The 26,031-nt window shown below is 67.6% G+C and carries 27 protein-coding genes, 1 tRNA gene and 1 other RNA gene; 11 read left to right on the top strand and 18 right to left on the bottom strand.

Going from position 1 to position 26,031, the window contains the following annotated elements; genetic code table 11:
- Positions 1 to 14: 14 nt before the first annotated feature.
- Positions 15 to 203 carry an SPOR domain-containing protein gene (locus AC0J5J_RS02595; protein ID WP_134423336.1) on the bottom strand — a complete coding sequence of 63 codons (189 nt, stop codon included), beginning with the start codon at positions 201 to 203 and terminating at the stop codon, positions 15 to 17.
- A 12-nt stretch (positions 204 to 215) separates the two neighbouring features.
- On the opposite strand from AC0J5J_RS02595, the gene map reads away from it, so the two are divergent.
- Complete coding sequence (map, locus tag AC0J5J_RS02590; protein ID WP_474899379.1) at positions 216 to 1,082, top strand: type I methionyl aminopeptidase; 867 nt, start codon at positions 216 to 218, stop codon at positions 1,080 to 1,082.
- A gap of 19 nt (positions 1,083 to 1,101) precedes the next feature.
- A complete protein-coding gene (gene ppgK / locus AC0J5J_RS02585; RefSeq protein ID WP_134423332.1) occupies positions 1,102 to 1,866 on the top strand; it encodes a polyphosphate--glucose phosphotransferase in 765 nt (254 codons plus the stop codon).
- A 91-nt stretch (positions 1,867 to 1,957) separates the two neighbouring features.
- On the opposite strand, the gene rnpB is transcribed toward ppgK, so the two are convergent.
- The 7 genes from rnpB to AC0J5J_RS02550 all read right to left on the bottom strand — a co-directional run bounded on the left by rnpB (position 1,958) and on the right by AC0J5J_RS02550 (position 7,452).
- Positions 1,958 to 2,335: RNase P RNA component class A (gene rnpB, locus AC0J5J_RS02580), an RNA gene on the bottom strand.
- Positions 2,336 to 2,379: 44 nt separating this feature from the next.
- Positions 2,380 to 3,117, bottom strand: a complete 738-nt coding sequence (locus AC0J5J_RS02575) for a zinc ribbon domain-containing protein (protein WP_474899377.1) — start codon at positions 3,115 to 3,117, stop codon at positions 2,380 to 2,382.
- Between the two features lie 72 nt (positions 3,118 to 3,189).
- Positions 3,190 to 4,011, bottom strand: a complete 822-nt coding sequence (locus tag AC0J5J_RS02570) for a Nif3-like dinuclear metal center hexameric protein (RefSeq protein ID WP_474899375.1) — start codon at positions 4,009 to 4,011, stop codon at positions 3,190 to 3,192.
- A gap of 81 nt (positions 4,012 to 4,092) precedes the next feature.
- Positions 4,093 to 4,995, bottom strand: a complete 903-nt coding sequence (locus AC0J5J_RS02565; protein ID WP_474899373.1) for a DMT family transporter — start codon at positions 4,993 to 4,995, stop codon at positions 4,093 to 4,095.
- A complete protein-coding gene (locus tag AC0J5J_RS02560) occupies positions 4,989 to 5,492 on the bottom strand; it encodes a DUF427 domain-containing protein (protein ID WP_134423324.1) in 504 nt (167 codons plus the stop codon). The genes AC0J5J_RS02565 and AC0J5J_RS02560 overlap by 7 nt, the downstream gene beginning before the upstream one ends.
- Positions 5,489 to 6,172, bottom strand: coding sequence for a response regulator (locus AC0J5J_RS02555; protein WP_474899371.1), 684 nt, complete (start codon positions 6,170 to 6,172; stop codon positions 5,489 to 5,491). The genes AC0J5J_RS02560 and AC0J5J_RS02555 overlap by 4 nt, the downstream gene beginning before the upstream one ends.
- On the bottom strand, positions 6,169 to 7,452 hold the full coding sequence (locus AC0J5J_RS02550) for a sensor histidine kinase (protein ID WP_474899369.1): 1,284 nt from the start codon (positions 7,450 to 7,452) through the stop codon (positions 6,169 to 6,171). Before AC0J5J_RS02550 ends, AC0J5J_RS02555 begins: the two co-directional genes overlap by 4 nt.
- Positions 7,453 to 7,593: 141 nt before the next feature.
- Between AC0J5J_RS02550 and AC0J5J_RS02545 the strand changes: the two genes are divergently transcribed.
- Entirely contained in the window at positions 7,594 to 8,502 is a 909-nt protein-coding gene (locus AC0J5J_RS02545; protein WP_134423318.1) for a universal stress protein, read from the top strand.
- Between the two features lie 126 nt (positions 8,503 to 8,628).
- Here AC0J5J_RS02545 and AC0J5J_RS02540 read toward each other — a convergent pair whose 3' ends face one another.
- The 6 genes from AC0J5J_RS02540 to AC0J5J_RS02515 form a co-directional block, all read right to left on the bottom strand.
- A complete protein-coding gene (locus AC0J5J_RS02540) occupies positions 8,629 to 9,498 on the bottom strand; it encodes a universal stress protein (RefSeq protein ID WP_474899367.1) in 870 nt (289 codons plus the stop codon).
- Between the two features lie 147 nt (positions 9,499 to 9,645).
- Entirely contained in the window at positions 9,646 to 9,984 is a 339-nt protein-coding gene (locus tag AC0J5J_RS02535) for a hypothetical protein (protein WP_134423314.1), read from the bottom strand.
- A gap of 155 nt (positions 9,985 to 10,139) precedes the next feature.
- Positions 10,140 to 10,856: a GAF and ANTAR domain-containing protein gene (locus tag AC0J5J_RS02530; RefSeq protein ID WP_134423312.1), complete on the bottom strand. Its 717-nt coding sequence runs from the start codon at positions 10,854 to 10,856 to the stop codon at positions 10,140 to 10,142.
- Positions 10,857 to 10,865: 9 nt separating this feature from the next.
- Positions 10,866 to 11,462, bottom strand: coding sequence for a GAF and ANTAR domain-containing protein (locus AC0J5J_RS02525; protein WP_474899365.1), 597 nt, complete (start codon positions 11,460 to 11,462; stop codon positions 10,866 to 10,868).
- Positions 11,463 to 11,628: 166 nt separating this feature from the next.
- Positions 11,629 to 11,701, bottom strand: a tRNA-Val gene (locus AC0J5J_RS02520).
- An 83-nt stretch (positions 11,702 to 11,784) separates the two neighbouring features.
- Positions 11,785 to 12,252 (bottom strand): peroxiredoxin, encoded by a 468-nt coding sequence (locus AC0J5J_RS02515; protein ID WP_134423310.1) that lies wholly within the window; start codon positions 12,250 to 12,252, stop codon positions 11,785 to 11,787.
- A 260-nt stretch (positions 12,253 to 12,512) separates the two neighbouring features.
- On the opposite strand from AC0J5J_RS02515, the gene aceE reads away from it, so the two are divergent.
- From aceE to AC0J5J_RS02485, 6 genes are all read left to right on the top strand, one after another.
- A complete protein-coding gene (gene aceE / locus AC0J5J_RS02510) occupies positions 12,513 to 15,239 on the top strand; it encodes a pyruvate dehydrogenase (acetyl-transferring), homodimeric type (RefSeq protein WP_134423308.1) in 2,727 nt (908 codons plus the stop codon).
- An 8-nt stretch (positions 15,240 to 15,247) separates the two neighbouring features.
- The gene (locus tag AC0J5J_RS02505) at positions 15,248 to 16,453 is read left to right on the top strand and encodes a PucR family transcriptional regulator (RefSeq protein ID WP_134423306.1); all 1,206 of its coding nucleotides are present in this window, start codon (positions 15,248 to 15,250) and stop codon (positions 16,451 to 16,453) included.
- Positions 16,454 to 16,574: 121 nt separating this feature from the next.
- Entirely contained in the window at positions 16,575 to 17,501 is a 927-nt protein-coding gene (locus AC0J5J_RS02500) for an ACP S-malonyltransferase (RefSeq protein ID WP_134423304.1), read from the top strand.
- 12 nt (positions 17,502 to 17,513) lie between these two features.
- Positions 17,514 to 18,518 (top strand): beta-ketoacyl-ACP synthase III, encoded by a 1,005-nt coding sequence (locus tag AC0J5J_RS02495; protein ID WP_134423302.1) that lies wholly within the window; start codon positions 17,514 to 17,516, stop codon positions 18,516 to 18,518.
- Between the two features lie 64 nt (positions 18,519 to 18,582).
- Positions 18,583 to 18,831 (top strand): acyl carrier protein, encoded by a 249-nt coding sequence (locus AC0J5J_RS02490; protein ID WP_134363808.1) that lies wholly within the window; start codon positions 18,583 to 18,585, stop codon positions 18,829 to 18,831.
- An 89-nt stretch (positions 18,832 to 18,920) separates the two neighbouring features.
- Positions 18,921 to 20,156: a beta-ketoacyl-[acyl-carrier-protein] synthase family protein gene (locus AC0J5J_RS02485; protein ID WP_134423300.1), complete on the top strand. Its 1,236-nt coding sequence runs from the start codon at positions 18,921 to 18,923 to the stop codon at positions 20,154 to 20,156.
- A 112-nt stretch (positions 20,157 to 20,268) separates the two neighbouring features.
- Here AC0J5J_RS02485 and AC0J5J_RS02480 read toward each other — a convergent pair whose 3' ends face one another.
- Positions 20,269 to 20,790 carry a DUF3145 domain-containing protein gene (locus AC0J5J_RS02480; RefSeq protein ID WP_474899363.1) on the bottom strand — a complete coding sequence of 174 codons (522 nt, stop codon included), beginning with the start codon at positions 20,788 to 20,790 and terminating at the stop codon, positions 20,269 to 20,271.
- A 233-nt stretch (positions 20,791 to 21,023) separates the two neighbouring features.
- Between AC0J5J_RS02480 and AC0J5J_RS02475 the strand changes: the two genes are divergently transcribed.
- A complete protein-coding gene (locus tag AC0J5J_RS02475; RefSeq protein WP_474899362.1) occupies positions 21,024 to 21,611 on the top strand; it encodes a PadR family transcriptional regulator in 588 nt (195 codons plus the stop codon).
- 28 nt (positions 21,612 to 21,639) lie between these two features.
- Here AC0J5J_RS02475 and AC0J5J_RS02470 read toward each other — a convergent pair whose 3' ends face one another.
- Entirely contained in the window at positions 21,640 to 23,334 is a 1,695-nt protein-coding gene (locus tag AC0J5J_RS02470) for a bifunctional 3'-5' exonuclease/DNA polymerase (protein ID WP_474899360.1), read from the bottom strand.
- Between the two features lie 15 nt (positions 23,335 to 23,349).
- Entirely contained in the window at positions 23,350 to 24,039 is a 690-nt protein-coding gene (locus AC0J5J_RS02465) for a phosphoribosyltransferase (protein ID WP_474899359.1), read from the bottom strand.
- 283 nt (positions 24,040 to 24,322) lie between these two features.
- Here AC0J5J_RS02465 and AC0J5J_RS02460 point away from each other — a divergent pair, with 283 nt between their 5' ends.
- On the top strand, positions 24,323 to 24,961 hold the full coding sequence (locus AC0J5J_RS02460; RefSeq protein ID WP_474899357.1) for a hypothetical protein: 639 nt from the start codon (positions 24,323 to 24,325) through the stop codon (positions 24,959 to 24,961).
- 136 nt (positions 24,962 to 25,097) lie between these two features.
- On the opposite strand, the gene AC0J5J_RS02455 is transcribed toward AC0J5J_RS02460, so the two are convergent.
- Positions 25,098 to 26,018 (bottom strand): aggregation-promoting factor C-terminal-like domain-containing protein, encoded by a 921-nt coding sequence (locus AC0J5J_RS02455; RefSeq protein ID WP_474899355.1) that lies wholly within the window; start codon positions 26,016 to 26,018, stop codon positions 25,098 to 25,100.
- Positions 26,019 to 26,031 lie beyond the last annotated feature (13 nt).

Below are 26,031 nucleotides of genomic sequence, written 5' to 3'. Positions count from 1 at the left end.
GGAGGCGGCCGGGACTACCGGTCGTCCTCGGCCTCCTCGGCCGCCCACTTGGCGCTGTTCGCGCGCAGTTTCTCCAGCGCGTGCTCGGCCTCGTCACGGGTGGCGAATGGACCGACCCGGTCCGCGGACGGGGACTGCATCCCCTGTTCGACCGCGCCCGTGCGCATGTTGTACCAGTACTGGTGCTCGGTGTCTTGGGACATAGGCTTGATCCTATGCCTAAGGATTCAGTTGGTCACCTCCTCCCGGGAACGGTTTCACCTCTCCGCTCCGTTCCCCGCCACATCGTGCGCCCGGAGTACGTGGGGAAGGAGATGCCCGCGCCCTTCACGGGATCGGATGTGTATCCCCCCGAGCGCATCGCGCTGATCCGTGAATCCGGCCGGATCGCCGCGTCGGCCATCGAAGCGGTGGGACGGGCCATCCGCCCCGGTGTGACGACCGAGGAACTCGACCGGATCGGTCACGAGTTCATGATCGAACGCGACGCCTACCCGTCCACGCTCGGCTACCGGGGCTACCCCAAATCGCTGTGCAGCTCCGTGAACGAGGTGATCTGCCACGGCATCCCCGACGACACCGCTCTCGAGAACGGGGACATCGTCAACATCGACATCACCGCCTACAAGAACGGTGTGCACGGCGACACGAACGCCACCTTCATCGTCGGCGACGCCCCCGATGACGTGCGGCTCCTGGTCGAGCGCACCCGGGAAGCCCTCGCCCGCGGCATCAAGGCCGTCGCACCCGGGCGTCAGGTCAACGTGATCGGACGCACGATCGAGTCCTACGCCAAGCGGTTCGGCTACGGGGTCGTGCGCGACTTCACCGGCCACGGCGTCGGAGAAGCCTTCCACTCCGGCCTGATCATTCCGCACTACGACTCCGCTCCCGTCTACGACACCGTGATGGAGGTCGGCATGGTCTTCACGATCGAACCGATGCTGACCCTCGGCGGGACCGACTGGGACATGTGGGCGGACGACTGGACGGTGACGACCCGGGACAAGAGCATCACGGCTCAGTTCGAACACACCCTCGTGGTGACCGAGCGTGGCGCCGAGATCCTCACCCTTCCCTGACAACCGGTAGGTTTTGACTATGAGTTCAACCATGGCCATCGGCATTGACATTGGCGGCACCGGCATCAAAGGGGCGGTGGTGGACCTGTCCACGGGCAAGCTGCTGTCCGCTCGGGTGAAGCTGCCCACACCCAGGGGCGGCCGCCCGGCCGACATCATCGAGACCACCCGGGCCCTTCTGGCCACGGTGTCCGCCGAGGAGGGCGCCGGCGCTGTGCCGGTCGGCATCTGCTTCCCCGCCATCGTGAAGAACGGTCACACCATGTCGGCCGCCAACGTGTCGGACAAATGGATCGGCCTCGCCGCCGAGAAACTGTTCGAGAAGGGCCTCGGCCACCCCATCCACTTCGTTAACGACGCGGATGCCGCCGGTTACGCCGAGTCCCAGTTCGGCGCCGCGAGGGGGGTCGACGGGGTTGTCATCATGACGACCCTCGGCACGGGCATCGGAACGGCCCTGCTCAACGACGGTGTCCTCGTGCCGAACACCGAACTCGGCCACCTGCAGATCGAGGGCGTCGACTACGAGACGAAGGCCGCATACTCCGCCAAGGAGCGCGAGAACCTGAGCTGGGAGAAGTGGGCCGGCCGCCTGCAGAAGTACTACTCCACCGTGGAGGCGCTGTTCTCCCCGGACCTGTTCATCGTGGGCGGCGGAGTGTCCAAGCACCACCAGGAGTTCCTGCCGCTGCTCCGACTCAAGACGCCCATCATTCCAGCCGTACACCGGAACAACGCCGGCATCCTCGGCGCCGCCGCCCTGGCCGTCAAGCACGGGGTCTGAGTTCGCTCGAATCATTCGCCACGACGGGGAGGGTACAAAAAGATCCTCCGGGCGGCAGGTGCCGCCCGGAGGATCTTTTTGTGTCTGCTGGGGAATGGGCCGGCTATTACGCCGGGTTCTGTCCCGGTGCCGAAGCACCCTGGACGGCCATCTATCTCGGGACTACGTTGCCGCAGCCCTCTAGCGGTCTACCCGGAAACTCGGCGAGCCGCCTTATCGTTTCCTGTCTGACCTTGCTCCGGACGAGGTTTACCTAGCCGACCAGGTCACCCTGGCCTCTGGTGGTCTCTTACACCACCGTTTCACCCTTACCTCCGGCCGAAACCGGAGGCGGTCTACTTTCTGTGGCACTGTCTCGCGGGTTGCCCCGGGTGGGTGTTACCCACCATCCTGCTCTGCGGAGCCCGGACGTTCCTCGGCATCCGCTGACCCGAAGGGCACCGGATGACGCGACCGTCTTGCCGACCCATTCCACAGTCCAGAATACAGTCCGTGGGGCGGGCCGTGCTCCACCTAGATGCCGGACTCCTCTGTGCGCACCAGAATTGCGCCGCAGTCCGGGCAGAACACCACGTCATCGGCCGGTGAGGAGCGCACTGCGTCGAGGTCGCTGCCGGTGAGCGTCATCGTGCAGCCGCTACAGGTGCGCGCACGCAGCAGCGCTGCGGCGTTGCCCCGCCCGGTCACGAAGCGCTTCTCATAGAGAACGGCGAGGTCCTCGGTGATGCTGCCCGCGACGGCCGCCCGGTCCCGGCGGAGTTCGCCGAGCTGGCGGGTCAGATCGGCGAGAGCCTCGTCACGCGAGAGTTCCGCCGACTGGATCTGCTCCCCGATCGCGTCTCGTTCCGCCTCGACCGCAGCCACAGCCGCCTCGCGTTCTTCGAGCCGTTCCATCACGGCGATCTCGATCTCCTCGAGGGCGAGAAGGCGTTTCCGCAGGGAGGTCAGTTCCGTTTCCAGCGCCTGTACATCCTTGACGGAGGAGGTGTGCTGAACCCGTTCGGAATCGCGCGCGATGCGCTTCTCGACCACCTCGACGTCGGACTCGATCCGGGCCAGTTCGGTGCGGACGTCGTCGCGTTCGCCCGCTCGTGTGCTCAGTGTCATCCGGGTGGTGTCAAGCAGCTTCGAGAGTTCCCGGAGCTCGGTGTGCTGGGGAAGCGCTTTCGTCTGGTGCTCGACCTGCTGCAGCTTGATGTCGAGGGCCTGAAGCCGGAGAAGCTCCTTCTGTGCTACGGGAGATGCCTTCACGATGTCCTGACCTTTTTTTCGATTAGTGAGAATGAACGAGCGTTGGGGGTGGATCCGAAGTCCATCGGCAGGCTACTGCACAATCAGGAAGTCCCAGGGATCCGTGCGCAGGGAGCTGCAGGTCACGCGCACACCGGGAAGGAGCGCCCGCAATTGGTCCGCGGCCGGTTCCAGCCACAGCCACTCGCTGGCCCAATGCGACACGTCGATCAGAGCAGGCGTGCCACCGTTCAGCCCGGCCTGTTCGCGTGCCTCCGACGCCGGGTGGTGTCGGAGGTCGGCGGTGATGTAGACATCCGATGCCCGCACCGATGGATGCGCGAGGAGGGAGTCCCCGGCACCGCCGCAGAGCGACACGGTCTCGATCAGGCTGCCGTACTCCCCCGAGGCGCGCACTCCCGATGCGGTCGCCGGAAGGATCTCGGCGACACGGTGGGCGAGCTGGCCCAGAGTGATCGGCTGCGCCAGCCGTCCGACGCGGCCGATCCCGGTTCCCGGCGTGGCACCGGCGGTGATCGGGCGGGCGTTGACGAGGCCGAGGCGGGTGGCCAAGACGTCTGAGACGCCGTCCACCACGACGTCCGCGTTGGTGTGGGCGGCCAGGAGCGCGCAGTCGGCTCGGATCAGCCGGGCGAGCAGGGCGCCCTTGTACCTGTCCTCGGCGATCGACGTCACTCCGCGAAGAAGCAGCGGATGATGGACCAGAAGCAGGTCGGCACCGAGCTCAACCGCTTCGTCGACGGTCGCGGTCACCGCATCAACGGCCAGGTGGATCGTTTCGACCGGTTGGGCGGGGTTGCCGGTCACCAGTCCAGGGGCGTCCCAGTCTTCGGCACCGGACAGCGGCCACAATTCATGGATGATCCGAGTTACATCGGCGAGCGAGACGGGCACCTCGCAAGCTTACCGGTGACTGGGCGCTGCATCCTCCTGGGGCCCCGGCCGGACCCGGCGCAATACCTGGCTACCAGACCATCATTTCGGCCTCGGTGCGACCGAGAGCGCCGTCACGGCCAGCAGGACCAGAACGAGACCCGCCCAGCCGGACGGGGCCAGACGCTCGCCCACGACCAGGATCGCCAGTACCGTGGCCACGAGCGGTTCGATCAGGGTGATGCTGGTCGCCGTGCTGCCGCGGACCGTACGCAGACCGTGGCCGAACAGCAGATAGGCCACGAACATGGGGCCGATGATGAGGTACGCGGTCACGCCCAGGCTGCCCGCGCTTTGGAGCAGCGGAGCACCCGTGACCGCCAGGACGGGCACCAGGCACACCGCCCCTACCCCGAACAGGGCTCCGACGGTGGCCCGCGCACTGTGCCCGGCACCGATCACCCGGTGCGACGCATGGGTGTACAGCGCGTAGCTGAGTCCGGCCAGTAGCCCGAGCAGCACTCCGAGCGGGGCATCGGAGGCCCCGGGGCCGGTCGCGTGCCCGCCGACCAGTAGGGCTGTGCCGGTCAGCGCCGCCAGAGTGCACAGGGCCCAGCGCCTCGTGACGCCCCGTCGCTCCGCCAGGAAGTCGATGCCGGCTGCGAACACTGGCGCCGACCCGAGAGAGACGACGGTTCCGACCGCGACCCCGGCCAGGTGCATCGAGCTGTAGAACGCGAGCGGGTAGACGACGATGCCGGCGATGCCGGCGACCAGCCAGGAACGGATGGAGCGGTCCCGCACGACCTGCCGGGCGCTTCGGGCCGACAACAGCCAGAGCAGGGCTCCACCGCCGGCCATCGTCGCTGCCCCCGTCGCGAGGGGGCTGACGTCGGCAGGCAGAAAGTGCGCGGCCGTACCCGTCGTGCCCCAGAGCAGTCCGGCCAGGAGGATCGGGACGACGCCCGCCTGACGGGCGGGCGCACGCGGCGTCGCCGTCACCATCCCAGGCTGCCCGGGGCCCCCTTGAACGGTCCGACCACCCGGGACGTGATCCAGCCGCCGTAGAAGTCTCCCCGCTGCGGCTCCACCCGTTCCCCATTGACCGTGCACCGATCCATCCGGCCGGGGTACAGGGCGATGCGATCGACGAGCTCCTCGAAGCCACGCGTCGGAGACGGGTAATACCAGGCCGCGGATTCCTCGATACGTCCCGGTACGACAACGCTCAGGTAAGACGCTTCGCCCTTGTATTCACAATAGGAGCGGCCCGGGGCAGGTTCCAGGCTGCCGGCCCGGAACGCTGCTCGGGGCAGGTAGTAGACGGGCGGGTGGCTCGTTTCCAGGACCCGCACCGTGTCAGTGGTGTCGGCGATGACCAGACCGCCGAGCGAGACGACGACCCGGTCGGAGCTCTTCTCCACCCGGGGCGGCCTCGGATAGTCCCACACGGATTCCTGACCGGGGCCGGGCACGACCCGGCCGATGTGACGCGGCTTCATCCGGCCAGCGTACCGGGTGAAGCCGGACGAATCGGGGCCGGTGACTCGACCTCTCGGCGATGCAACTCCGCACCGAAAACGGCGGCCTGGGTTCGGCGCTTCATCCCGAGCGTGCTGAGCACACTGGAGACGTAATTCTTCACGGTTTTCTCCGCCAGGTCGAGGCGCTCGCCGATTTGCCGGTTGGTCAGTCCGCGGGCGATCAGATCGAGGACCTGACGCTCCCGCATGGTCAGGTCCCGGGCGGCCGGGTCCCCTTCTCGCACCCCCGGCGAGGCACCCACGCGGTCGGCCATCAGAGGGATCAACAGCGACTCCCCCCGGGCCGCTCGGCGGATGGCGTCGACGAGACGATCACCGCGGATGTCCTTGAGCACATACCCGGAGGCACCGGCCAGAACCGCCGCACGGGCAGCCTCGTCGTCGTCGAAGGCCGTCAGGATCAGGCACCGGACAACGGCATTTCGGGAACGGATGTCCCGGCAGGCGTCGACGCCGCTGCCGTCCGGCAGCCGCAGGTCGAGAACCGCCACGTCCGGTCGTGTCGCGGCCACCCTGGCCACCGCCTGCCGCCTCGTTGCCGCCTCCCCCACGACCTCCAGGTCACCCTCGGCCCCGATCAGGTCAGCCAGACCGCGGCGCACGATTTCGTGGTCGTCGACCAGGAATACGCGGATCATCGGACGGACCCGTCGGACAGGTCGGACAGGTCGGACAGGTCGGACAGGTCGGCGAGGCTCGCCGTCCAGATCAGGCGGGCGCCGCGCGGCCTGCGGTCGGTGAGCGAGAGCATCCCCTGCCACCGCTCCGCTCGCACCGACAGGCCGGCGACACCGCTGCGCCGAGTCGAACCGGTCAGGCCGACCCCGTCGTCGCTGATCTCGACCCTGAGCGTTCGCGCGGTCACCGACACGCTCACCCACGTCTCCCCGGCCCGGGCATGCCGGAGGACATTGGTGAGCCCCTCCCGCACGACGGCGTGGACGTCGTCGGCCATCGCGTCAGGAACGAGCAGGTCGATCGCACCGGAGAAGGCCAGCATCGGCGGCCGGGGGAACAAGGGTCGGAGTTCCTCGAGCAGGTCCAGGATGCCGCGGCGGACGGACGCCCGCCCGGTGCGTTCCGGTGCCGTCAATCCGAAGACGGCGGTGCGAATCTCCGCCATGACGACATCCAGGGCCCGCGCTTCATTCATCAGGCGCTGACGGAGGGCCTGATCCTCGGTCAGCCGACCGACGGCCTGCACGCCGAGTCCGGCCGCGAAAATGCGCTGGATCACCTGGTCGTGCAGGTCACGGCCGATCCGGTCCCGATCCCGTTGGATCGCCCGGCGCTCCCGGTTGGCGTACCCGGAGTCCAGGCGGAGCGCCCTGCCGGCCAGCCGGGCGAATTCCGAGGCTGCCGCGAGTTCAGCGACGGTGAACGGCGTCGCCCCGCGAGCTCGGGAGGCGGTGACGGCCACGACCGGGCGTTCCTGCCCGGCCAGAGGAACGACCATCGTCGGTCCGATCACGACGGCGGAATCCCTGATCACCGGTTCACCGGGACAGACACCGTCATTCGCATCGCCGTCGGGCCCGTCAATCAGGAACGGTCGACCGCCGTCGAACGCGCGCCCGGATATTCTGCGCGTCGACGAGAGAACCAGACCGGTCATGTTCCGGGCTCGGGGGCCTCGCGCGGCACCAACCCGGATGTCGGCACCGGTCTCCGGCACATTCTCCGAGTCGCCGCACCACGGCACGATCGCGCAGGTCAGTGCGGCATCGGATGCCCCTGAGATGCAATCTGTCAGCACCCCCAGCCGGTCAGCACCCGGCTCGGCCAACAGTGCGTCGACCAGATGCGCCGCCGCAGCGGCCCACCGCACCCGCATTTCACGACTCGGGACTGCATGGAGGGCGCTTTCCCTGCCGTCGTGCCCGTGGTCCTGCACGGTGAGAATAGGGTTGTGGGGCATGGCCGGTGTCCGCCTCTCGTCTGATAGCGGCGAGTGTACCCGGATAGGACCTTCGGCCCTGTCCAGACGCCGCCGACACTGGCAACCTGACGGACGTCGAGCGGTGCGGTGCAATGTCCCAGAGAGCAGGAGTTCCTTGTCATGGTCGAAAAAGTGATCGTCGCCATTGACGGAGGCGCGGCCAGCAAGGCCGCCCTGGAATGGGCTCTCGATCGGGTCCAGACGATCGAACGGACTCAGGGCACTCCCGTCAGCCTGGAGCTGACCGCCGTGGTGGAACTGGGCTGGTCTCCCGCGGGTGGGCCGAGCTACGACATCCAGCCTGCCTATGAGCGTGCACTGGCCGACGCCGTCCGCCGGGTCGAGCAGGTGGCCCCCACGTGCCGGAAGACCAGCTACATCCGCCATGGGGTGCCGATCGACGAGCTGGTGCGCGCGTCCGCGACCGCCGACCTACTGGTCATCGGAACCCGGAAGACCGGCGTCCTCACGGGGAGTGTCTTCGGAACCCTGCCCCTTCGCCTCGCCGCGCACGCCGCCTGTCCTGTCGTCGTCGTCCCCACGAACTGGCAGGCGCGCAGCGGCCACATCGTGGTGGGGATGGAAGATGACGTCACAGCCCTGGTTGCCGTGGACTTCGCGGCGCGTGAGGCCGAAAGATTCGACCTGCCGCTGGACATCGTGCACGCCTGGTCCATCCCCGCCACCGTCGCGGTCGAGTACGGCGCGGTTCTGCCCTACGACGAAATGCGAGACGCCCACGGACGAATCCTCTCCGGGTCGACCCGGCGAGTCCGAGACGCCCACCCCCGGCTGCACATCAGTGAAATCCTTCACGAGGGGTCATCCGCATCCGTACTCGTCGACGCTTCTCGAACGGCCACCCTCCTCGTCGTGGGCACCCACGGCCGGGGCACCCTGGGCAGCCTCTTCCTCGGTTCGGTCAGCCACGACGTGCTCATGAACCTGCCCTGCCCGGTCGCGGTGATCCCCCGGCCTGCCGGCGAGATCCCCGCGCCGGAATCGGCCGCCGCCGGTGCGCAGCAGTGAGCACCCATCTAAGTCGGAGCGGACGGATCGCTCCCCGTGCTCGGTGTCTCGCATCCGCGACCCCTGACTCAGCCGGTGCTACGAAGGCACCGGTCTACGAAGGCACCGGTCTACGAAGACACCGGTCTACGAAGGCTCAGAACCAGGCTGGGGCTCCACCCGGATGACGGCGACCGGGCACGGCATGGTCAGAACGATCACGTGACTGACCGAGCCCAGCCAGAAGCGGGAGAATCCGTGTCGTCCGTGGCTGCCCACCACCAGGAGTCGCGCGCCGGCTGCGGCGGTGACCAGGGCATCCACTGGCAGCCCGAGGTCGAGCCGAAGGTTCAGATCCAGGTCGGGGTAGCGTTCCGCCAGACCGGCAACCGCTTCGGCCAGAACGAGGCGGTCAGCCTCGTCGGGCTCCATCGGCCAGTCGATCATGGCACTGTCCTCGGTCCAGGGGGCCGGCGCGCTCCAGCAGTACAGCGCGGTCAGGCGTTGCCCCAACCGGTCCGCCTGCTCGGCAGCGAACTGCACGGCGGCCAGGGAAGCCTCCGACCCGTCCACCCCGACGACGACGCCCGTGCCGGGCGGGTCGTCGCGCTCGGGCACGACGACGACGGACCCAGCGGCGTGGGCGGCGATTTGGGCCGACTGGGTGCTGAAGACATACTCCCGAAATCGGCCCAGGGCATGCGAGCCCACGATCAGAAGCTCGGCGCCGACGGCCCAGTCAGTGAGAGCCCCGGTGGGTGAGCCCTCGAGCACCGTGGCGTGAAGCGTCAACTCAGGGGCGATGCCGGCAGCCTTCTCAATCTCCCGGGCCAGGAGGAGTTCGGCCTGCTCGCGCGCCGTGCGCAGGAAACCGGCCGGGGAAGTGCCGAACGTCGCGTCCACGACGTGAACCAGTTCGACCTCGAGGCGCCGGGGACGCGCATAGTCGATGGCCCAGCGCAGGGCCGCCCGGCCGGCCGGGCGGCCGCTCATCCCGACCACAACACGATTGTCCACGACGGCCTCCTCCGCTCCCCGGCACAGCGGGCAGATCGAGGTTCAGCGTGACGCGCGACCGCCCGTCCAGGTAGGGCCGAAAGTCCCGGTTGACACACCGTTCTCCGGTACCGATGTCACCGCTGCCGCCACGGCGTTGTGGCAGGTTCAGTAGTCGAACTCGTCGAACTGAGGAGAGTCCAGACCGTCGCCCGTCCACGACGCGCGCCCCGAGGCGGTACCGGCGAGAGCCTTGAGGCGAAAGGTGTGCACGGTGTCCGCTTCGACGAGGTCCGGGTGGACGGATTCGGCGCCTACGCAGGTCATCCCGCCCGGTGCACCGATCAGGATCTGGGTCCGCGTGAGTGTTCCGGATTCGCCGATGATCGGGAGGTCGACGACATCAACCTGGCTGCGGCGGGCGAGAGCTTCGGCATAATGCATCACAGCGTCTGCGAGTTCATCGCCCGTCACGACCGACCCGCCAGGATGGGAAATACGCTTCATGGGGAACCCTTGCCTCGTCACGAAAGAAACACGTGCTGCCAGGGTCCGGGGCGCACCCCAATTCTAGACCGCCTGGTGCCTGAACGGGCCAGAATATTCAGGCGGCCAGGTCTCGGGAAGACCGGGGTCAGGAAATCGGGCGCAGAGGACCGGGTTCAGAGGGCGAGCGTGCGGTTCACAACCTGTTCCGCGACCTCGACCAGAGGCATACCGTTGTTGCGGGCATAGTGACGCAGGAGGGTGAAGGCTTCCTCCATGTTCACGGTGTGGGTGAAGGCGACGACGCCCTTGGCCTGCTCGATCAGCACACGACTGCTGAGCGCGTGCTGCAGTTGGACGCGGGCAAGGTCGCTCTCACGGATGGCGCGTTCCTGAAGGATGCCGATCGTCGCCGTGTCGGCCAATGCCTGCACGGTGCGCAGGTCCTCGATCCCGAGACCGCCGAGATGGTCCCAGAAGAGATTGAGCGATCCGATGGTCGTGGCCCGCAACCGCAGAGGAACGGAGTGCATCGACTTGAAGCCCAGCTCGAGGGCGCCCGCCCGGAAGCGGGGCCAGGCCGGGGCGACGACGTCGAGGTTGGGGATGGCCACCGGCTTACCGCTCGTGTAGCACTCCACGCACGGCCCATTTCCGGCCCTCAACTGGAGGATCTCGATCAGGCGGCTGCGCTCATTGGTCGACGCAACGACTTCGAGGTCGTTGTCACCTCCCGCGGACAGGATGATCCCGACCGCGGAGGCTTCGAAGAGGGTGGCACACGTCTCCACGAGAGTGTGCAGCAGGTCGACGACGTCGTACCCGACGACAAGCGTGTCAGCCAGCGTGACGAAGGTCTCTACCAGCTGACCTTCACGTGTCCTGGTCACCATATTTCCATCCTAAGACCCGTCTAATTCTGAAGTAAAATCAATTTTTCGCGACACCACGTCGTCCGCGACCTCCCGGACTGTGCGCCCATGTGAGAAGGCATATCCCTGGAGGATGAGCAGGGCATCCGAAGCCGACAGGTCGAGCTGGGCAAGCACCATTCCGGTCGCCTGGTGCACGACGCGACGGGAATATCCTTCGTCGGCGCCAAGGTCCGGCTTTATCGTATGCGACAGCAGAACTCGTCGGAGCACCTGCCGCGCGGCGATGCCGACCAGTGCCGTGGCATCGGCCACCTCTGCCCCGGTCAGACTGCGCGGTCGGTGGGAGTAGAGGTCGACGGCTCCGATGTCGAGGGACCCGACGCGCATCGGGAAAGCGAACAGGCCGCCGATGTCCGTCTCGTCGAGTGTCTGCAGGAAAACAGGCCAGGTCGGGTTGCCATGCTGGCGGATATTGGAGGTCAGGATCGGGCGAGGGGCCGCCACGGCATCCCAGCAGGGTCCTTCGCCCAGATCGAATTGCAGCTCGTCGAGGCGGGCCGCAGAGGCGTCGCTCGCGCAGACGGTTTCGGTTCCGAAGGGAGCGCCGAGGGTGGAGATCGCCACACCCGTGACCGGCAGCACGCGCAGGAAGGGCGCGCACAGATCGGCCCGGGTCAGGTGCGCATTGGACAGCTCCAGGGCGGCGGCGCCAAAAGGCGACCGGTCAGACCGGGACAAGACTCAGATCACCCCCGTGGATTCATGGAGCGGGTCAGGGGGGTGTGATTTGTGGGCCCTACCGGGCTCGAACCGATGACATCCACGGTGTAAACGTGGCGCTCTACCAACTGAGCTAAAGGCCCCTGACACAACGGCCGGTGAAGGCTGTGCACCACTATACCGATTCTGCGGGCCGATCGAGGGCAAAGCCGTCCCGCGACACTGCTCAGGCCGGCTGGAGGTCGCCGATCGCGGCGCGATAGGCGTCCATCGACCGTGCCTCACCCGGGGCCGTGATGAAACTGGCCCGGATGATGCCCTCGGGGTCGATCAGGAACGTGGCCCGGTTCGCGAAGCCCTTCCCTTCCAGGAAGACCCCGTATTCCTTGGCGACCGCCCCGTGCGGCCAGAAGTCGGCCAGAAGGTCGAAGGTATAGCCCTCCTGCTCACCCCAGGCGCGCAGCGTGTGCCGCGAGTCGACGGAGATACCGACAAGTTCCACTCCGCTGGCGGCGAACAGTGACAGGTTGTCGCGCAGTTCGCAGAATTCGCCGCTGCAGATCCCTGAGAAGGCGAGAGGGAAGAAGACCAGGGCGACCGACTTCTTTCCGCGGAACTCGCTGAGTTGGACCCGCTCGCCGAACTGGTTGACGAGCTCGAAATCCGGAGCCTGCGTGTCATTTTCCAAAGCCATGAAGCGCTTCCTTTCGTGCGCCCACTGGAGCAGTGCAAGGCGACGCCACAGCCTAGCCCCGCCGACGGCGCGGAACCAAGATGGCCTGCCGGCGCAAAACCGAATACCCCCGCGACCCGCGCTCACCGTTCGCGCACAGACCGGAGGCATAATCTGTAGGCTTGCGTGGTGCCAGCCGTCGTCACCCGACCGCGAGAGAACCGGCACCGCTAACCCGGCAGATTCGTTTCACTGGTCTGCCCAACAGAGAGAGGTCGAGTGTGACTGTCAACGACCAGGACCCGTATTCGGTTAACAGCACGGATGCGGACCCGGAGGAGACGGCCGAATGGTCGGACTCGCTGGACTCGCTCGTAGCGGCCCACGGCCACCAGCGCGGTCGGGAGATCATGCTGTCGCTCCTGAAACGCTCCAAGGAATTGCACCTGGGCGTGCCCATGGTGCCGACCACGGACTACATCAACACCATCGCCGCGGGCAATGAGCCCGACTTCCCCGGTGATGAAGACATCGAACGGCGCTACCGTGCCTGGATCCGCTGGAACGCCGCGGTCCTCGTGCATCGCGCACAGCGCCCCGGGATCTCCGTCGGCGGCCACATCTCGACGTATGCGTCGTCCGCAGCCCTCTACGAGGTCGGCTTCAACCACTTCTTCCGCGGACAGGACCACCCGGGCGGCGGAGACCAGATCTTCATCCAGGGCCACGCCTCCCCCGGCACCTACGCTCGGGCCTTCCTCGAGGGCCGTCTGACCGAAGACCAGTTGGACGGCTTCCGCCAGGAGAAGTCGCACGCCGCCAACGGCCTGTCGTCCTACCCGCACCCCCGCCTGATGCCCGAGTTCTGGCAGTTCCCGACCGTCTCGATGGGCCTCGGCCCGATCAACGCGATCTACCAGGCGCAGACGAACCGTTACCTCACCAACCGTGGAATCAAGGACGCCAGCGACCAGCAGGTCTGGGCGTTCCTCGGCGACGGCGAAATGGACGAGGTCGAGAGCCGCGGGCAGCTGCAGGTTGCCGCCAACGAGGGTCTCGACAACCTCAACTTCATCGTCAACTGCAACCTCCAGCGCCTCGACGGCCCGGTGCGCGGTAACGGCAAGATCATTCAGGAGCTGGAGAGCTTCTTCCGCGGCGCCGGATGGAACGTCATCAAGGTCGTCTGGGGCCGCGAATGGGATGAACTGCTCTCCCGCGACACCGACGGCGCGCTGCGCGACCTGATGAACGCCACGCCGGACGGCGACTACCAGACCTACAAGGCTGAGAGCGGCGCCTACGTGCGTGAGCACTTCTTCGGCCGGGATCCGCGCGCGCTCAAGCTCGTCGAGGGCTATACCGACGACGACCTCTGGAACCTCAAGCGCGGCGGCCACGACTACCGCAAGGTATACGCGGCGTTCAAGGCGGCGTCCGAGCACAAGGGTCAGCCCACCGTCATTCTGGCCAAGACGGTCAAGGGCTACGCCCTCGGCCCGAGTTTCGAAGGCCGTAACGCGACCCACCAGATGAAGAAGTTCACCCTGGACAACCTGAAGACCTTCCGCGACAGCACCCATATGCCGATCACGGATGCCCAGCTCGAGGAGAACCCCTACCTCCCGCCGTACTTCAAGCCGGATGAGAACGACGAGGCCGTCCAGTACCTGCACGAGCGTCGCCGTGCGCTCGGCGGGTACGTCCCCGAACGGCGCAGCAAGTACACCCAGGTCAACCTGCCCGACGACGCGACGTACGCCCCCACCAAGAAGGGCTCCGGCACACAGGAGATCGCAACCACGATGGCCTTTGTGCGCCTGCTCAAGGAGCTGCTGCGCGCCAAGGACTTCGGCCACCGCATCGTGCCGATCATTCCGGACGAGGCCCGCACCTTCGGCATCGATGCCTTCTTCCCGAATGCCAAGATCTACAACCCCAACGGTCAGCAGTACACCTCGGTCGACCATGCACAGCTCCTGGCCTACAAGGAGAGCCCGCAAGGCCAGATCCTGCATGTGGGGATCAACGAGGCCGGCGCGATGGCCGCTTTCACCAACGTGGGCACCTCCTACGCCACGCAGGGTGAGCCACTCATCCCGGTCTACGTGTTCTACTCGATGTTCGGCTTCCAGCGCACGGGGGATGCCATGTGGGCGGCGGGCGACCAGATGGCCCGCGGGTTCATGATCGGCGCCACTGCCGGCCGCACCACCCTCACCGGTGAAGGACTGCAGCATGCCGACGGCCACTCGCCGTTGCTGGCCTCGACGAACCCCGCTGTGGTGTCGTACGACCCGGCCTACGGCTACGAGATCGGCCACATCGTACGCTCGGGCCTCGAGCGGATGTACGGCGGAACCCACACCGACCCCAACGTCATGTACTACATCACCGTCTACAACGAGCCGCAGGTGCAACCTCGCGAACCCGAGGACGTTGACGTGGACGGCATCGTGCGCGGCATCCACCGCGTCAGCGTGTCCGACGTGGCCGGTCCGAAGGCGCAACTGCTGGCCTCCGGCGTATCCGTGCCCTGGGCGCTCGAGGCGCAGGCCCTGCTGGCCGAGGACTGGGGGGTGTCCGCCGACGTGTGGTCGGTCACCTCGTGGGCCGAGCTGCGTCGCGACGGTATCGCCGCGGAGGAGCACAACTTCCTCTACCCCGACGATGCACCCAAGATCCCCTACGTGACAGAGAAACTGGCCGGAACCGCCGGGCCGTTCATCGCCGTCACCGACTTCATGCACGCGGTGCCGGACCAGATCCGACAGTTCGTGCCCGGCGACTTCGCGACCCTGGGCGCCGACGGGTTCGGATTCTCCGACACCCGCCCGGCAGCTCGTCGCTTCTTCAAGATCGACGGCCCGTCGATGGTCGTGCGTGCGCTGGAACTCCTCGCCCGCCGCGGCGAGGTCGACCGCAGTGTCGTGGGTCAGGCCATCGCGAAGTACCGGTTGCACGATGTGACGGCGGGAACCACCGGTTCCGCCGGGGGCGAGAGCTAACCGCCCCCGTGGCACCGACACCGAAGACGAAGGAACAGACGCTCAGCTGGTTGCGCACGATTTCCGGCGAGCTCTCCACGGCGACGCTGAAACGTCTCGAGGACACGCTGCCCTGGTACGGCGATATGCCGCCTGGGCGGCGGTCCGCCGTGGGTCTGGTCGCGCAGGCGGGGATCACCTCGTTCATCTCCTGGTTCGACGACCCTCGGTCCACCCCGTGGATCGCTGCCGACGTCTTCGGTGCCGCCCCGCGTGAGCTTCTGCGCTCGATCAGCCTGCAGCAGACGCTGCAGCTGATCCGCGTCACCGTCGAGGTGGTGGAGGAGCGAGTCAAGGACGGCGGCGAGATCCTGCGCGAGGCCATCCTGCTCTACTCTCGCGAAATCGCCTTCGGGGCGGCGGATGTCTACGCCCGGGCGGCCGAGGCTCGCGGTCTCTGGGATGTGCGCCTCGAGGCCCTCGTCGTCGACTCGATCCTGAGCGGCGAGTACGACGACGAACTGCCCAGCCGGATCGCGGCCCTCGGCTGGCACGGCCACGGCGAGGTCTGCGTTCTGGTGGGCACGACTCCCAAGATGCTCGATGTCGACCAGCTGCGCCGCTCGGCTCGCCACATGGCCGCTGATGTTCTGATCGGCGTGCAGGGCAACCGCCTCGTGCTGGTGATCGGGCGCGCCCACCCGACGCCGACTGATCCCGACGAGGCGATCGGCACGGCATCCGCTCTCAGTTTCATGGAGATCGCCGTGCAACTCGAACCCAGCTTCGGTGCGGGGCACCTGGTGCTCGGTCACGAAGTGCCCAACCTCGTCGACGCCTCCAAGAGTGCCAAGGCAGCCCTGGCCGGCTTCGCCGTCGCCCGGTCCTGGCGCAACGCCCCGCGCCCGGTGCAGGCCGACGATCTGCTTCCCGAACGCGCACTGGCCGGCGACCCCCTTGCCCGGGCGACCCTGATCCACCGCATCTACCGGCCGTTGCAGGCGCACTCGACGGAGCTCCTCACGACGCTCTGGTGCTACCTGGACAACGGGCGATCGCTGGAGGCCACCGCGCGCGAGCTGTTCGTGCACCCGAACACCGTGCGCTACCGCCTCAAGCGGGTGTCCGAGGTCATCGGTTACGACGCGACCGGGGCCCGGGAGGCGCTCATCCTGCAGGCAGCCCTCATCATCGGATCGATCAGCGACCACGACGGGTCCACCCGCCGCCGCTGAATGTTCCACCGTCACCGGGGCTGCCTCAACCGGCAGAACTGGCGGTATCCGACAAACACCCGTCGGATAGTTAGTGGAAGTCCGACACGGCGGGGGCAGACGAGCTTGGGAGACTGGTTCAATGATTATTGTCGTCTGCCCCGGTCAGGGCTCACAAACCCCCGGCTTTCTCGTGCCGTGGCTCACGAACCCTACCTTCGCCGCCGGTCTGGACGAGATCTCCGCCGCATGCGGACTCGATCTCGTGCGGCACGGGACCGTGAGTGACGCCGACACCATCCGCGACACCCGCATCGCCCAACCACTGATCGTGGCAGCCGGACTCCTCACCCTGAACGCGCTCCTGGCGGATGGTCGGCGGGACCGGATCGCCGGCATCGCCGGGCACTCCGTGGGCGAAATCACGGCCGCCGCCGGCGCCGGAATTCTCAGTGTGACCGACGCCGTCCGTTTCGTGAGTGAGCGCGGCAACGCAATGGCGGAGGCCGCGGCGCTGGAGCCCTCCGGAATGAGTGCCGTTCTCGGCGGCGACGAGGCCGAACTGCTGGCCCGCCTGGACGAACTCGACCTCGCACCGGCGAACTTCAACGGCGGAGGACAGATCGTCGTTGCAGGCTCCCTCGAGGCCCTCGCCGCTCTCGCCGACAAGCCGCCGGCGCGAACCCGTGTGATCCCGCTTCAGGTCGCCGGAGCATTCCACACGCGGTATATGCAGCCGGCCGTGGAGCACCTCACGCAGGTCGCCGCGCAGCTCACACCAAGGGATCCTTCCCTTCCGATCTGGACGAACCGGGACGGCAGCGTGGTCTCCAGCGGTGCCCGGTTCGTGGAGTTGCTGGTTGATCAGGTGTCCTCGCCGGTACGGTGGGATATGTGCATGCGTTCATTCGCCGATGCCGATGTGACTGGAATTATCGAAGTCGCACCGGCCGGGGCCCTTGTCGGCCTTGCCAAACGTGCACTCAAAGGTGTGCCCAGTGTCGCGATCAAGACGCCGGACGACCTGCCCGCTGCGTTCGACCTGATCGACCAGCAGAACCTAGTCTGACCGAAAGAGAATATGTCCAAGCCAACACTCCAGCAGTCGCACGGCCCGCAGTACACCCGGATTCTCTCCATCGGCGCCGCCCGTGGTGACCTCGTCGTTCCCAACGACGACCTGGTCGGGCCGATCGATTCGTCTGACGAATGGATTCAGCAGCGTACCGGCATCATCACCCGGACCCGGGCGAGCCAGGACGTCCAGGCCGTCGACCTCGCGACGGACGCCGCCCGCGAAGCCATCGAACGCTCCGGCATCGAGCCGCACCTGATCGACGCCGTCATCGTGGCCACCATCAGCAACGGCCGCCAGACGCCCTCCATCGCCGCCGTGGTTGCCGATCGGGTCGGGGCCAACCCCGCTGCCGCCTACGACGTCAACGCGGCCTGCGCGGGGTACACCTACGCCGTCGCGCAGGCCGACTCCCTGATCCGCACGGGCACGGCCCACTACGCCCTCGTCATCGGTGCGGAGAAACTGTCCGACCTCGTCGACCCCACGGACCGCAGCATCTCGTTCCTCCTCGGTGACGGCGCCGGCGCCGTGGTCATCGGCCCGAGCGACTATCCCGGCATCTCCCCCACCGTCTGGGGATCCGACGGCTCCAAGGCCGATGCCATCACCATGAATCACACCCTGCAGGAATACCGACGCGGTGAATCCGAGTGGCCCACCCTGCGCCAGGAAGGCCAAACGGTCTTCCGCTGGGCCGTGTGGAATATGGCGAAAGTAGCCAAGGAAGCTCTGCAGGTGGCGGGTGTCGAGAGCGATCAGCTTGCCGCTTTCATCCCGCACCAGGCCAATATGCGCATCATCGACGAATTCGCCAAGCAGCTCAAGCTGCCGGAGTCCGTTGTGATCGCCCGGGATGTCGCCACGACCGGCAACACGTCCTCGGCGTCAATCCCGCTGGCCACCCACCGCCTGCTCGAGGAGCACCCGGAGCTCAGTGGCGGCCTCGCGCTCCAGATCGGCTTCGGTGCCGGGCTGGTGTTCGGCGCGCAGGTCGTCGTACTTCCCTAGATTTCACCCAACCCCCTCTAAACTGAATCTCGGTCATACGAGAGACACCCCCAAGGAGAAAAAAATGGCATTGTCCACCGAAGAAGTTCTTGCCGGCCTGGCCGAACTCATTAACGACGAGACTGGCATCGCAACCGACACGGTTGAGATGGGGAAGTCATTCACCGATGACCTGGACATCGATTCCATCTCGATGATGACCATCGTCGTCAACGCTGAAGAGAAGTTCGACGTCAAGATCCCCGACGAAGAGGTCAAGAACCTCAAGTCCGTCGGCGACGCCGTCGACTTCATCGTCAAGGCTCAGGTCTAATCCACAAATGAACAGGCCGGCCGGCAGCCCCGGCCGGCCTGATCTGTGGGTGATGCCCACGTTTGCATGCCTTACGGAGAGTTAACGTCATGACCAAAAAAATCGTTATCACCGGCATCGGTGCGACCTCCCCTCTCGGCGGCACGGCCGCCGACAGCTGGTCCGCCCTGCTCGCCGGTGAATCGGGCGCGAGCACCCTCGACCACGAATGGGTGGCACGGACTCAGCTCCCGGTGACCTTCGCCGCTCAGGCCAGAGTGCCGTCCATTGACGTCCTGGCCCGTCACGAGACCAAGCGTCTCGACCCCTCCAGCCAGTTCGCGCTCATCGCCGGGCGGGAAGCTTGGGCTGACGCCGGCTCGCCCGAGGCGGACCCCGAACGTCTCGCCGTCGACTGGGCCACGGGCATCGGCGGTGTCTGGACCCTCCTCGACGCCTGGGACACCCTGCGCGAGCGCGGTCCGCGCCGCGTCCTGCCGATGACTGTTCCCATGCTGATGCCGAACGGCCCGGGCGCGGCCATCGGAATGGACCTGCATGCCCGTGCCGGCATCACCACCGTCGTCTCGGCCTGCGCATCGAGCACCGAGTCGTTGGTGAATGCCTACAACCGTCTGCAGGCGGGACTCGCCGACGTCGTCATCGCTGGCGGATCCGAGGCAGCGATCCATCCGCTGCCGATCGCATCCTTCGCAGCCATGCAGGCCCTGTCCAAGCGCAACGACGACCCGGCCACCGCCTCACGCCCCTATGACATCACCCGGGACGGTTTCGTCCTGGGCGAGGGCGCTGCGGCGCTCGTCGTCGAAACGGAAGAGCATGCCAAGGCCCGCGGCGCGCGCATCTACGCCGAACTCCTCGGCGGCGCCGTGACCAGCGACGCGTACCACATCACGGCTCCGGACCCCGAGGGTTCGGCGGCGGCACGCGCCATGCTCACCGCCATCAACAATGCCGGCGCGAGCCTCGCGGATGTCTCCCACATCAACGCGCACGCAACCAGCACGCCCGTGGGTGACATTGCCGAGTACAACGCTCTACGGCGCGTCTTCGGCGATCTGCTCGACGGCATCCCCGTGTCGGCGACCAAGGCGTCCACCGGCCACCTCCTCGGTGGTGCGGGCGCGATCGAGGCGCTGTTCACGGTACTCGCCCTGGCGGAGCGCATGGCCCCGCCGACGATCAACCTTGCGAACCAGGACCCGAGCATCCCGCTCGACGTCGTGACCATGCCGCGCACGCTGCCGTCCGGCGACCTGCTGGCACTCAGCAACTCGTTCGGTTTCGGCGGCCACAACGCCGTCGTCGCCTTCCGGTCGATCTAACCTCGTCGGGTACCCGCCCGGAACCAGAAAGGACCCCGACCGGTATCGGTCGGGGTCCTTTCTGTCGAGAGACTCGGGGCCCGGGTCGCCGGCCCAGGCCGGCGAGACCGCTCTAGCCCACCTGATGCAGCCAGACCACGGAGTTGAAATCACTGGCCTGACGGAACGGTTCGAGCTCGTCGTCCCAGGCCTGCCCGAGCGCGACCCGCAACTGCCGGTGCAATTCGAGAGCATTCGACCCGGCGAGTTCCATGGCGTGCCGCAGCCGGTCTTCCGGAACCACGACGTTACCGGCGGTATCCGTCTGGGCGAAGAAGATGCCCAGGCCCGGCGTGTGCAGCCAGCGCCCGCCGTCGGTACCCAAGCCCGCGTCTTCGGTGACTTCGAACCGGAGATGGTCCCAGCCTCGCAGTGCGGAGGCGATCACCGCTCCCGTGCCGCGGTCGCCCTCCCAGTAGTACTCGGTGCGCTGTGAGCCGCGGAGGACCGGCTGCTCGGTCCAGTCGAAGCTGACTGGTTCGCCGAGGGCGTGCCCCACCGCCCACTCCACATGGGGGCTCAACGCGCGGGGTGAAGAGTGCACGTAAATGAAGCCCTGCGCAGTCGCTGCCTGCCGAGCGTGTGAAGCCACCATTGTTTCTCCCGTTCTCTGAGATGCGTCTTCCCCAACGACCTCTGAACGAAACAATGCGGTGAACTGTGAACTTGTCGAAACGAAACGAGACGAACCGGATGGAGCCGCAGCGCCAGGCGTTGCACCACTGAATTATGCCTCAGCACGACGTGCCTTCACAAGGCTGACTGCGGCGCTCCGGGCGGCACGCTCGCTATACTGAGTATGGTTTTTACGTTCCTCTCGGAGGCTCCATGTCTGTGCGCTGCTGCCTGTTGGCCATCCTCACGATCGGCCCTGCCTACGGCTTTCAGCTGCACGGCGAGCTGCACTCCCGCACGGCCGGGCGGAGAGCCGTCAACGTCGGCCAGATCTACGGGACTCTTGAACGACTGGTGAAACAGGACGCCGTTGAGTCGGCCGGCACCACCGCGGACGGTCTGCCGCTCTACCGGGTCACGGCCCGCGGCGAGGCCGAGGCGATCGCCTGGCTGTGCGACACCGAGAGCACACCCGGTGACGAGTGGAACGACCTGGTCGACCGGGTGCTCATCGTCTCCTCGCTTCCCCTCCCGCTCCCGCCGGGAGTCGACGTTTCGCGCGTCATCGTCCGGTACCGGGAATGGTGGCAGGGCCAGGCGGATGCCGTCGGCGTGACCGCGGGCGGAATCCGCGGTCAGGACGCTCTGGCTGCTGCTGCCCGTGCGGCCTTGGCCGGGGCGGCGCTGGCCTGGCTCGGCGAGGCCGCCAGGAAGCTCGCTGACAGCCCGGAGGACTCATTCCAGCACGGGTTGAGCGACGTGCGCCCGAAACGCGGTCGGCGACCGGCCAGCGCGGCCTGAGGACTGTCGTCGACGGTCGGTGCCTGTGCTACTTCGCCTCCGCGTAACTGTCGACCGTTGCGACAGTGAGCAGGAAGTCCACCGGGAAATCCCCGAAGAGGTGCCGGCCTGCCGTATCCGCAGCGGATCGCACGATCTCCTCGACCGCACCGGCCAGCACGGCTGGAGTGTGCACCATCACCTCGTCGTGCAGGAAGAAGACGAGGTGCGGGGCGTGGTCGAATTCCGAGCCGGAGTCCCCAGTGCCGGCGAGAGGCAGCATCCGTAGCTCCCGGCGGATCTCCGCCATCCAGCACAGTGCCCACTCCGCGGCACTGCCCTGCACGATGAAATTGCGGGTGAAGCGGCCCCACTCGCGCGCCTGGCTGCGGGCCCGCCGCTCGTCGGCCTCCGTCGCGCCGGGGTCGTACGCCTGCGCCTGGGTAGCCTGCCAGCGCTCATCGGGGTGCGGGGAGGACCGTCCGAGCCGGGTGGCCACGCTCTCGCCGCGCTCCCCTGCTCGCGCGGCCGTCTCGGTGAGTGCGATCGCGCGCGGGAATGCCTTCGCCAGGCGCGGCAGCAGCCGGCCGCTCTCGCCGCTGGTCGCGCCGTACATGGCCCCCAGCATGGCGACTTTGGCATGGTCGCGGGACTCCACGACGCCGCCGGCCACGATGCCCGCGTAGAGGTCGGTGCCACGGCCTGCCGCGGCCATGGCCGTGTCCGCCGAGAGTGCAGCGAGGATGCGCGGTTCGAGCTGTGCGGCATCCGCCACAACCAGCTTCCAACCTGCATCCGCGACAACGGCTCCCCGCACCTGTTTCGGCAGCTGCAGTGCCCCTCCGCCCCGGGTGGCCCACCGCCCGGTGACCACGCCGCCGGGAATGTATTCGGGGTGGAACCGTCCGTCGACGATCCAGGTGTCCATCCAGTACCACCCGTTGGCGCTGAGCAGCCGGGCCAGCTTCTTGTACTCGAGCAGTGGCTCGATCACGGGATGGGCGAGCTCCTGGAGCTCCCAGGCGCGCGTGGAGGTCACCCGCAGGCCGACCTGGTTCAGTGCCCGCAGAAGATCCGGGTGCGAGTCTGGGTTCAACCGGGGTTCCCCGACGGCGGCCCGAATGCTGTCGGCGAGGCGTTCCAGGCGTTCGGGGCGGAGGCCCGGCCCCACCCGGGGACCGAGCTCGCGGGTCAGCAGGGCGTCGTGGACGTCGGTTCGCCACGGCAGTCCCGTGAACTGCATTTCGGCGGCGATGAGCGCCCCGGCGGATTCCGCGGCCAGCAGTAGCCGGAGGCGGCCGGGCTCCGCACTGTTGCGGACGGCGGCAAGCTGGCGCTCGAATTCGTCAATGACTCCGGATTCGTCGTCGGCGTCGTCGAACAGGTCGAAGAGGGTCGAACCGGATGCGCCAGGGTCGGGTTCCGAGGCCGGCGCCCGGTCCCACCGGCTGTCCTCGGCACGACCCAGGGTGCTCGACCGGGTCAGTGATGACTGGCGCAGGATGGCGTGACACAGGCGCAGGTCGTGGGCCCGGTGCACCCGCACCCCGGCAGTCAGCAACAGGGGGTAGATACGAGAGGTGTCCTCCCACACCCAGCGGGGCAGCCCCGGTTCCCGGGCGAGGGCGTAGGCGGGAAATTCCTGCTTCGTCAGGCGGCGCCCGGTCCCGGCTGCACGGCCGTCCGGGTCGAGCGGCAGCACGAGGATGTCCCCGTTTCCCGTTCGGTTCACCAGAAGGTACACCTGACCATTCTGCCGTCACTCGGTGACGCCGCCGGACGGCGGACTCGCATCGGCCGCGGCCCAGGTCTCCTGCAACAGGGCGACCGTCTCGTCGTCGGACAGCTGGTGGAAGTCGGTGTAAAACGGGCCGATCGCCCAGAACTCCCGCGGGGCCTCCAGCACCACGACGACATCCGCGTACTGCCGCATCTCCTCCACCAGATCCGCCGGCGCGACGGGTATCGCAAGAACCGTCATGGCGGCACCCTGCCGCTTCACCGCGGCCAGAGCCGCCCGGGCCGTGGCGCCGGTGGCCAGCCCGTCGTCCACGATCACGGCGACACGTCCGCGCGGGCTGATCTGCGGCCGGTCCCCGAGATAACGGATGCGACGGCGCTCGATCTCGGCCAGCTCCCGGCGGCGGGCCCGGGCCAGCCCAACGGCGTCGCCGCCGGTGGCGGTGAACACATCCTCGTTGACGATGAGCTGGGGGCTGGCCCCGTCGACGACCGCCCCCATCGCCACCTCCGGATAGCCCGGCGCACCGATCTTCCGCACCAGGATCAGGTCCAGTGGCGCCCGCAGGCGACGGGCGACCTCGATCGCCACCGGCACACCTCCCCGAGGCAGCGCGTACACCACCGGATCCAGCACATGGACTTCGGCCAGGCGGTCCGCCAGTCGATCCGCCAGCAGCCGGCCGGCCTCACTGCGATTCGTGAACATGCCACTCCCGCCCCGCGGGCCTCGTCCGGGCTCCGCCTGCGCCCGATTCTGCCGCCGGGCTCTGCCTTTGTCGAGTGGGGTTCCGCGATCGTGAGCCGCCGTCGGCGTAACCCGCTGAAACAGGGTGATTGGAGCGCCATTCCAATTTATGGAATGACGTTCCAATCAGAATCGGAGAACCTGACGCCACGAGTGCGAACCCACTGGACGCGTCAACGCGGCGATGGCACACTCGATTGCACCAGAACACTGACGGCATCACCGAACGGGACCTGGACCTGCTGTGTATCGACCACTCTCCACCCTCATCGCCCAGACCTGCATCGCGGCCGGGACCGCCCTTCTGCTCACCCTCGGCACATGGACGATGAGCGCTCCCCCAGCCTTCGCGGCCGGCTGCCCGGAGGGGACAGTACCGACCGGCGCCGTCGACGGGAATCAGCAGTGCGCCCCCGTCCCCGACAGTGCAGCCACCCCGCAGCCGACGCCGACACCGAGCCCGACCGACCTGCCACCCCCGCCGACCGATGAGCCCGGTACCGACCCTTCACCGGTACCGACCCCGACGGCCGATCCGGAGCCCGCACCGGCGGTGGTCCTCCCGCCTCCGGCCGCTCCGGCACCGAGCGAGCCGCCCGACGAGGTTGTCACGCCCGCCCCGGCACCGGTCCCGGCTCAGCAAACGGTGACCCCGCCGAAACCGATGGCGAGTCCCACACCGACCCCGGCGGTTCTGACCCCGGAGCCGCCCGCAACCGCGGATCTGACCGGTGTGATGGATCCCGGCGACGGCCCACGTTTGCTCTGGGCGGTCGCCGCCGGGGCCTCCGCCTCGGGACTTCTCGCCGCCATCGTCGCCTTCTACCTGGTGTCGATCCGGCCGTATCTCCTCGCCCGAAAGCGGCCGGGCGTTCTCGGCTGACCAGTCGGGCAGGGCCATTGATGACAACCAGCTCGCGCCCGAGGTGGCGCGCCGGATCCCGGGACCGCGGACGGCGCACTCCGATTGAGGGAGGGTTCCGTCCCCGGCCCGGGCCCGATGCCGGTCAGGGATCTGGTCAGTACCAGTTGTTGGCCACGGAGTGAGCCCAGGCACCGCACGGGCTGCCGTACCCGGCCTTGATGTAGCCGAGACCCCAGGCGATCTGGGTGGTTGCGTTCGTGGCCCAGTCGGACCCGGCGGTCGCCATCTTGCTCCCGGGCAGGGCCTGCGGGATGCCGGTGGCGCCGCTGGGGTTGTACGCCGTGTACGACCAACCGGACTCCTTGTCCCACAGCTGCACGAGGCAGGAGAACTCCGACTCACCCCAGCCGTACTGCGAGGAGGCCATGGCCCGCGCCGTCGCCTGGGCTTCGGCGGGCGAGTTGCCGCCGGCGACCGCCGGCGCGGACACAGCCGCGTCCGCGGCGCGAGCAGACTCGGCCGCTGCCGCCTGGGCCGCTTCCTGAGCCGCAGCCTCAGCCGCCACGCGGGCGGATTCCGCGGCCGCCGCGGCGGCCGTATCGGCGGCGACCCGGTCGACCTCGGCCACGGCAGTGCGTGCCGCGTCCGTCGCCTTCTGCGTCTGGTCGGTCAACTCGATGACGGCATCCGTCTCCAGAGCCTTGTAGTCAGACAATGCGGCAACGGATGTTGCCAGCGGGGTCGAATCCACCTTGTCCGCCATGCTTCCGATCACCTCTCCGGCTTCGCTGAGGGTGCTCTCCGCGTGCTGATGGGCCGTCTTGGTGGCGATGGTGGCATAGACGCTCAGCTGCTCGTGCTGGAGACCGGTGCTCTCGGAGAGCTGCGCGGTGGCGGCGATACTGGCGCTGCTGTCCACGGATGCTTGCGCCACGGCGCCGACGCCGACGATCAGGCCGGCGAGGGCGAGGGCCGATCCGGTGCCGAGAAGGAGTTTCCGGGAGCGGGTGCTTTTTCGGTGGGCGCCGGTTTCACGGCGCGGGGACAGGGGGGAACGGGGTAGAGCAAAGCGCATGACTTCCAAAAGC

Source organism: Cryobacterium sp. TS_SC_7 (assembly GCF_056156285.1).
The sequence above is the reverse complement of the archived record's forward strand: the minus strand, read 5'-3'. Positions and strand labels throughout refer to the sequence as shown.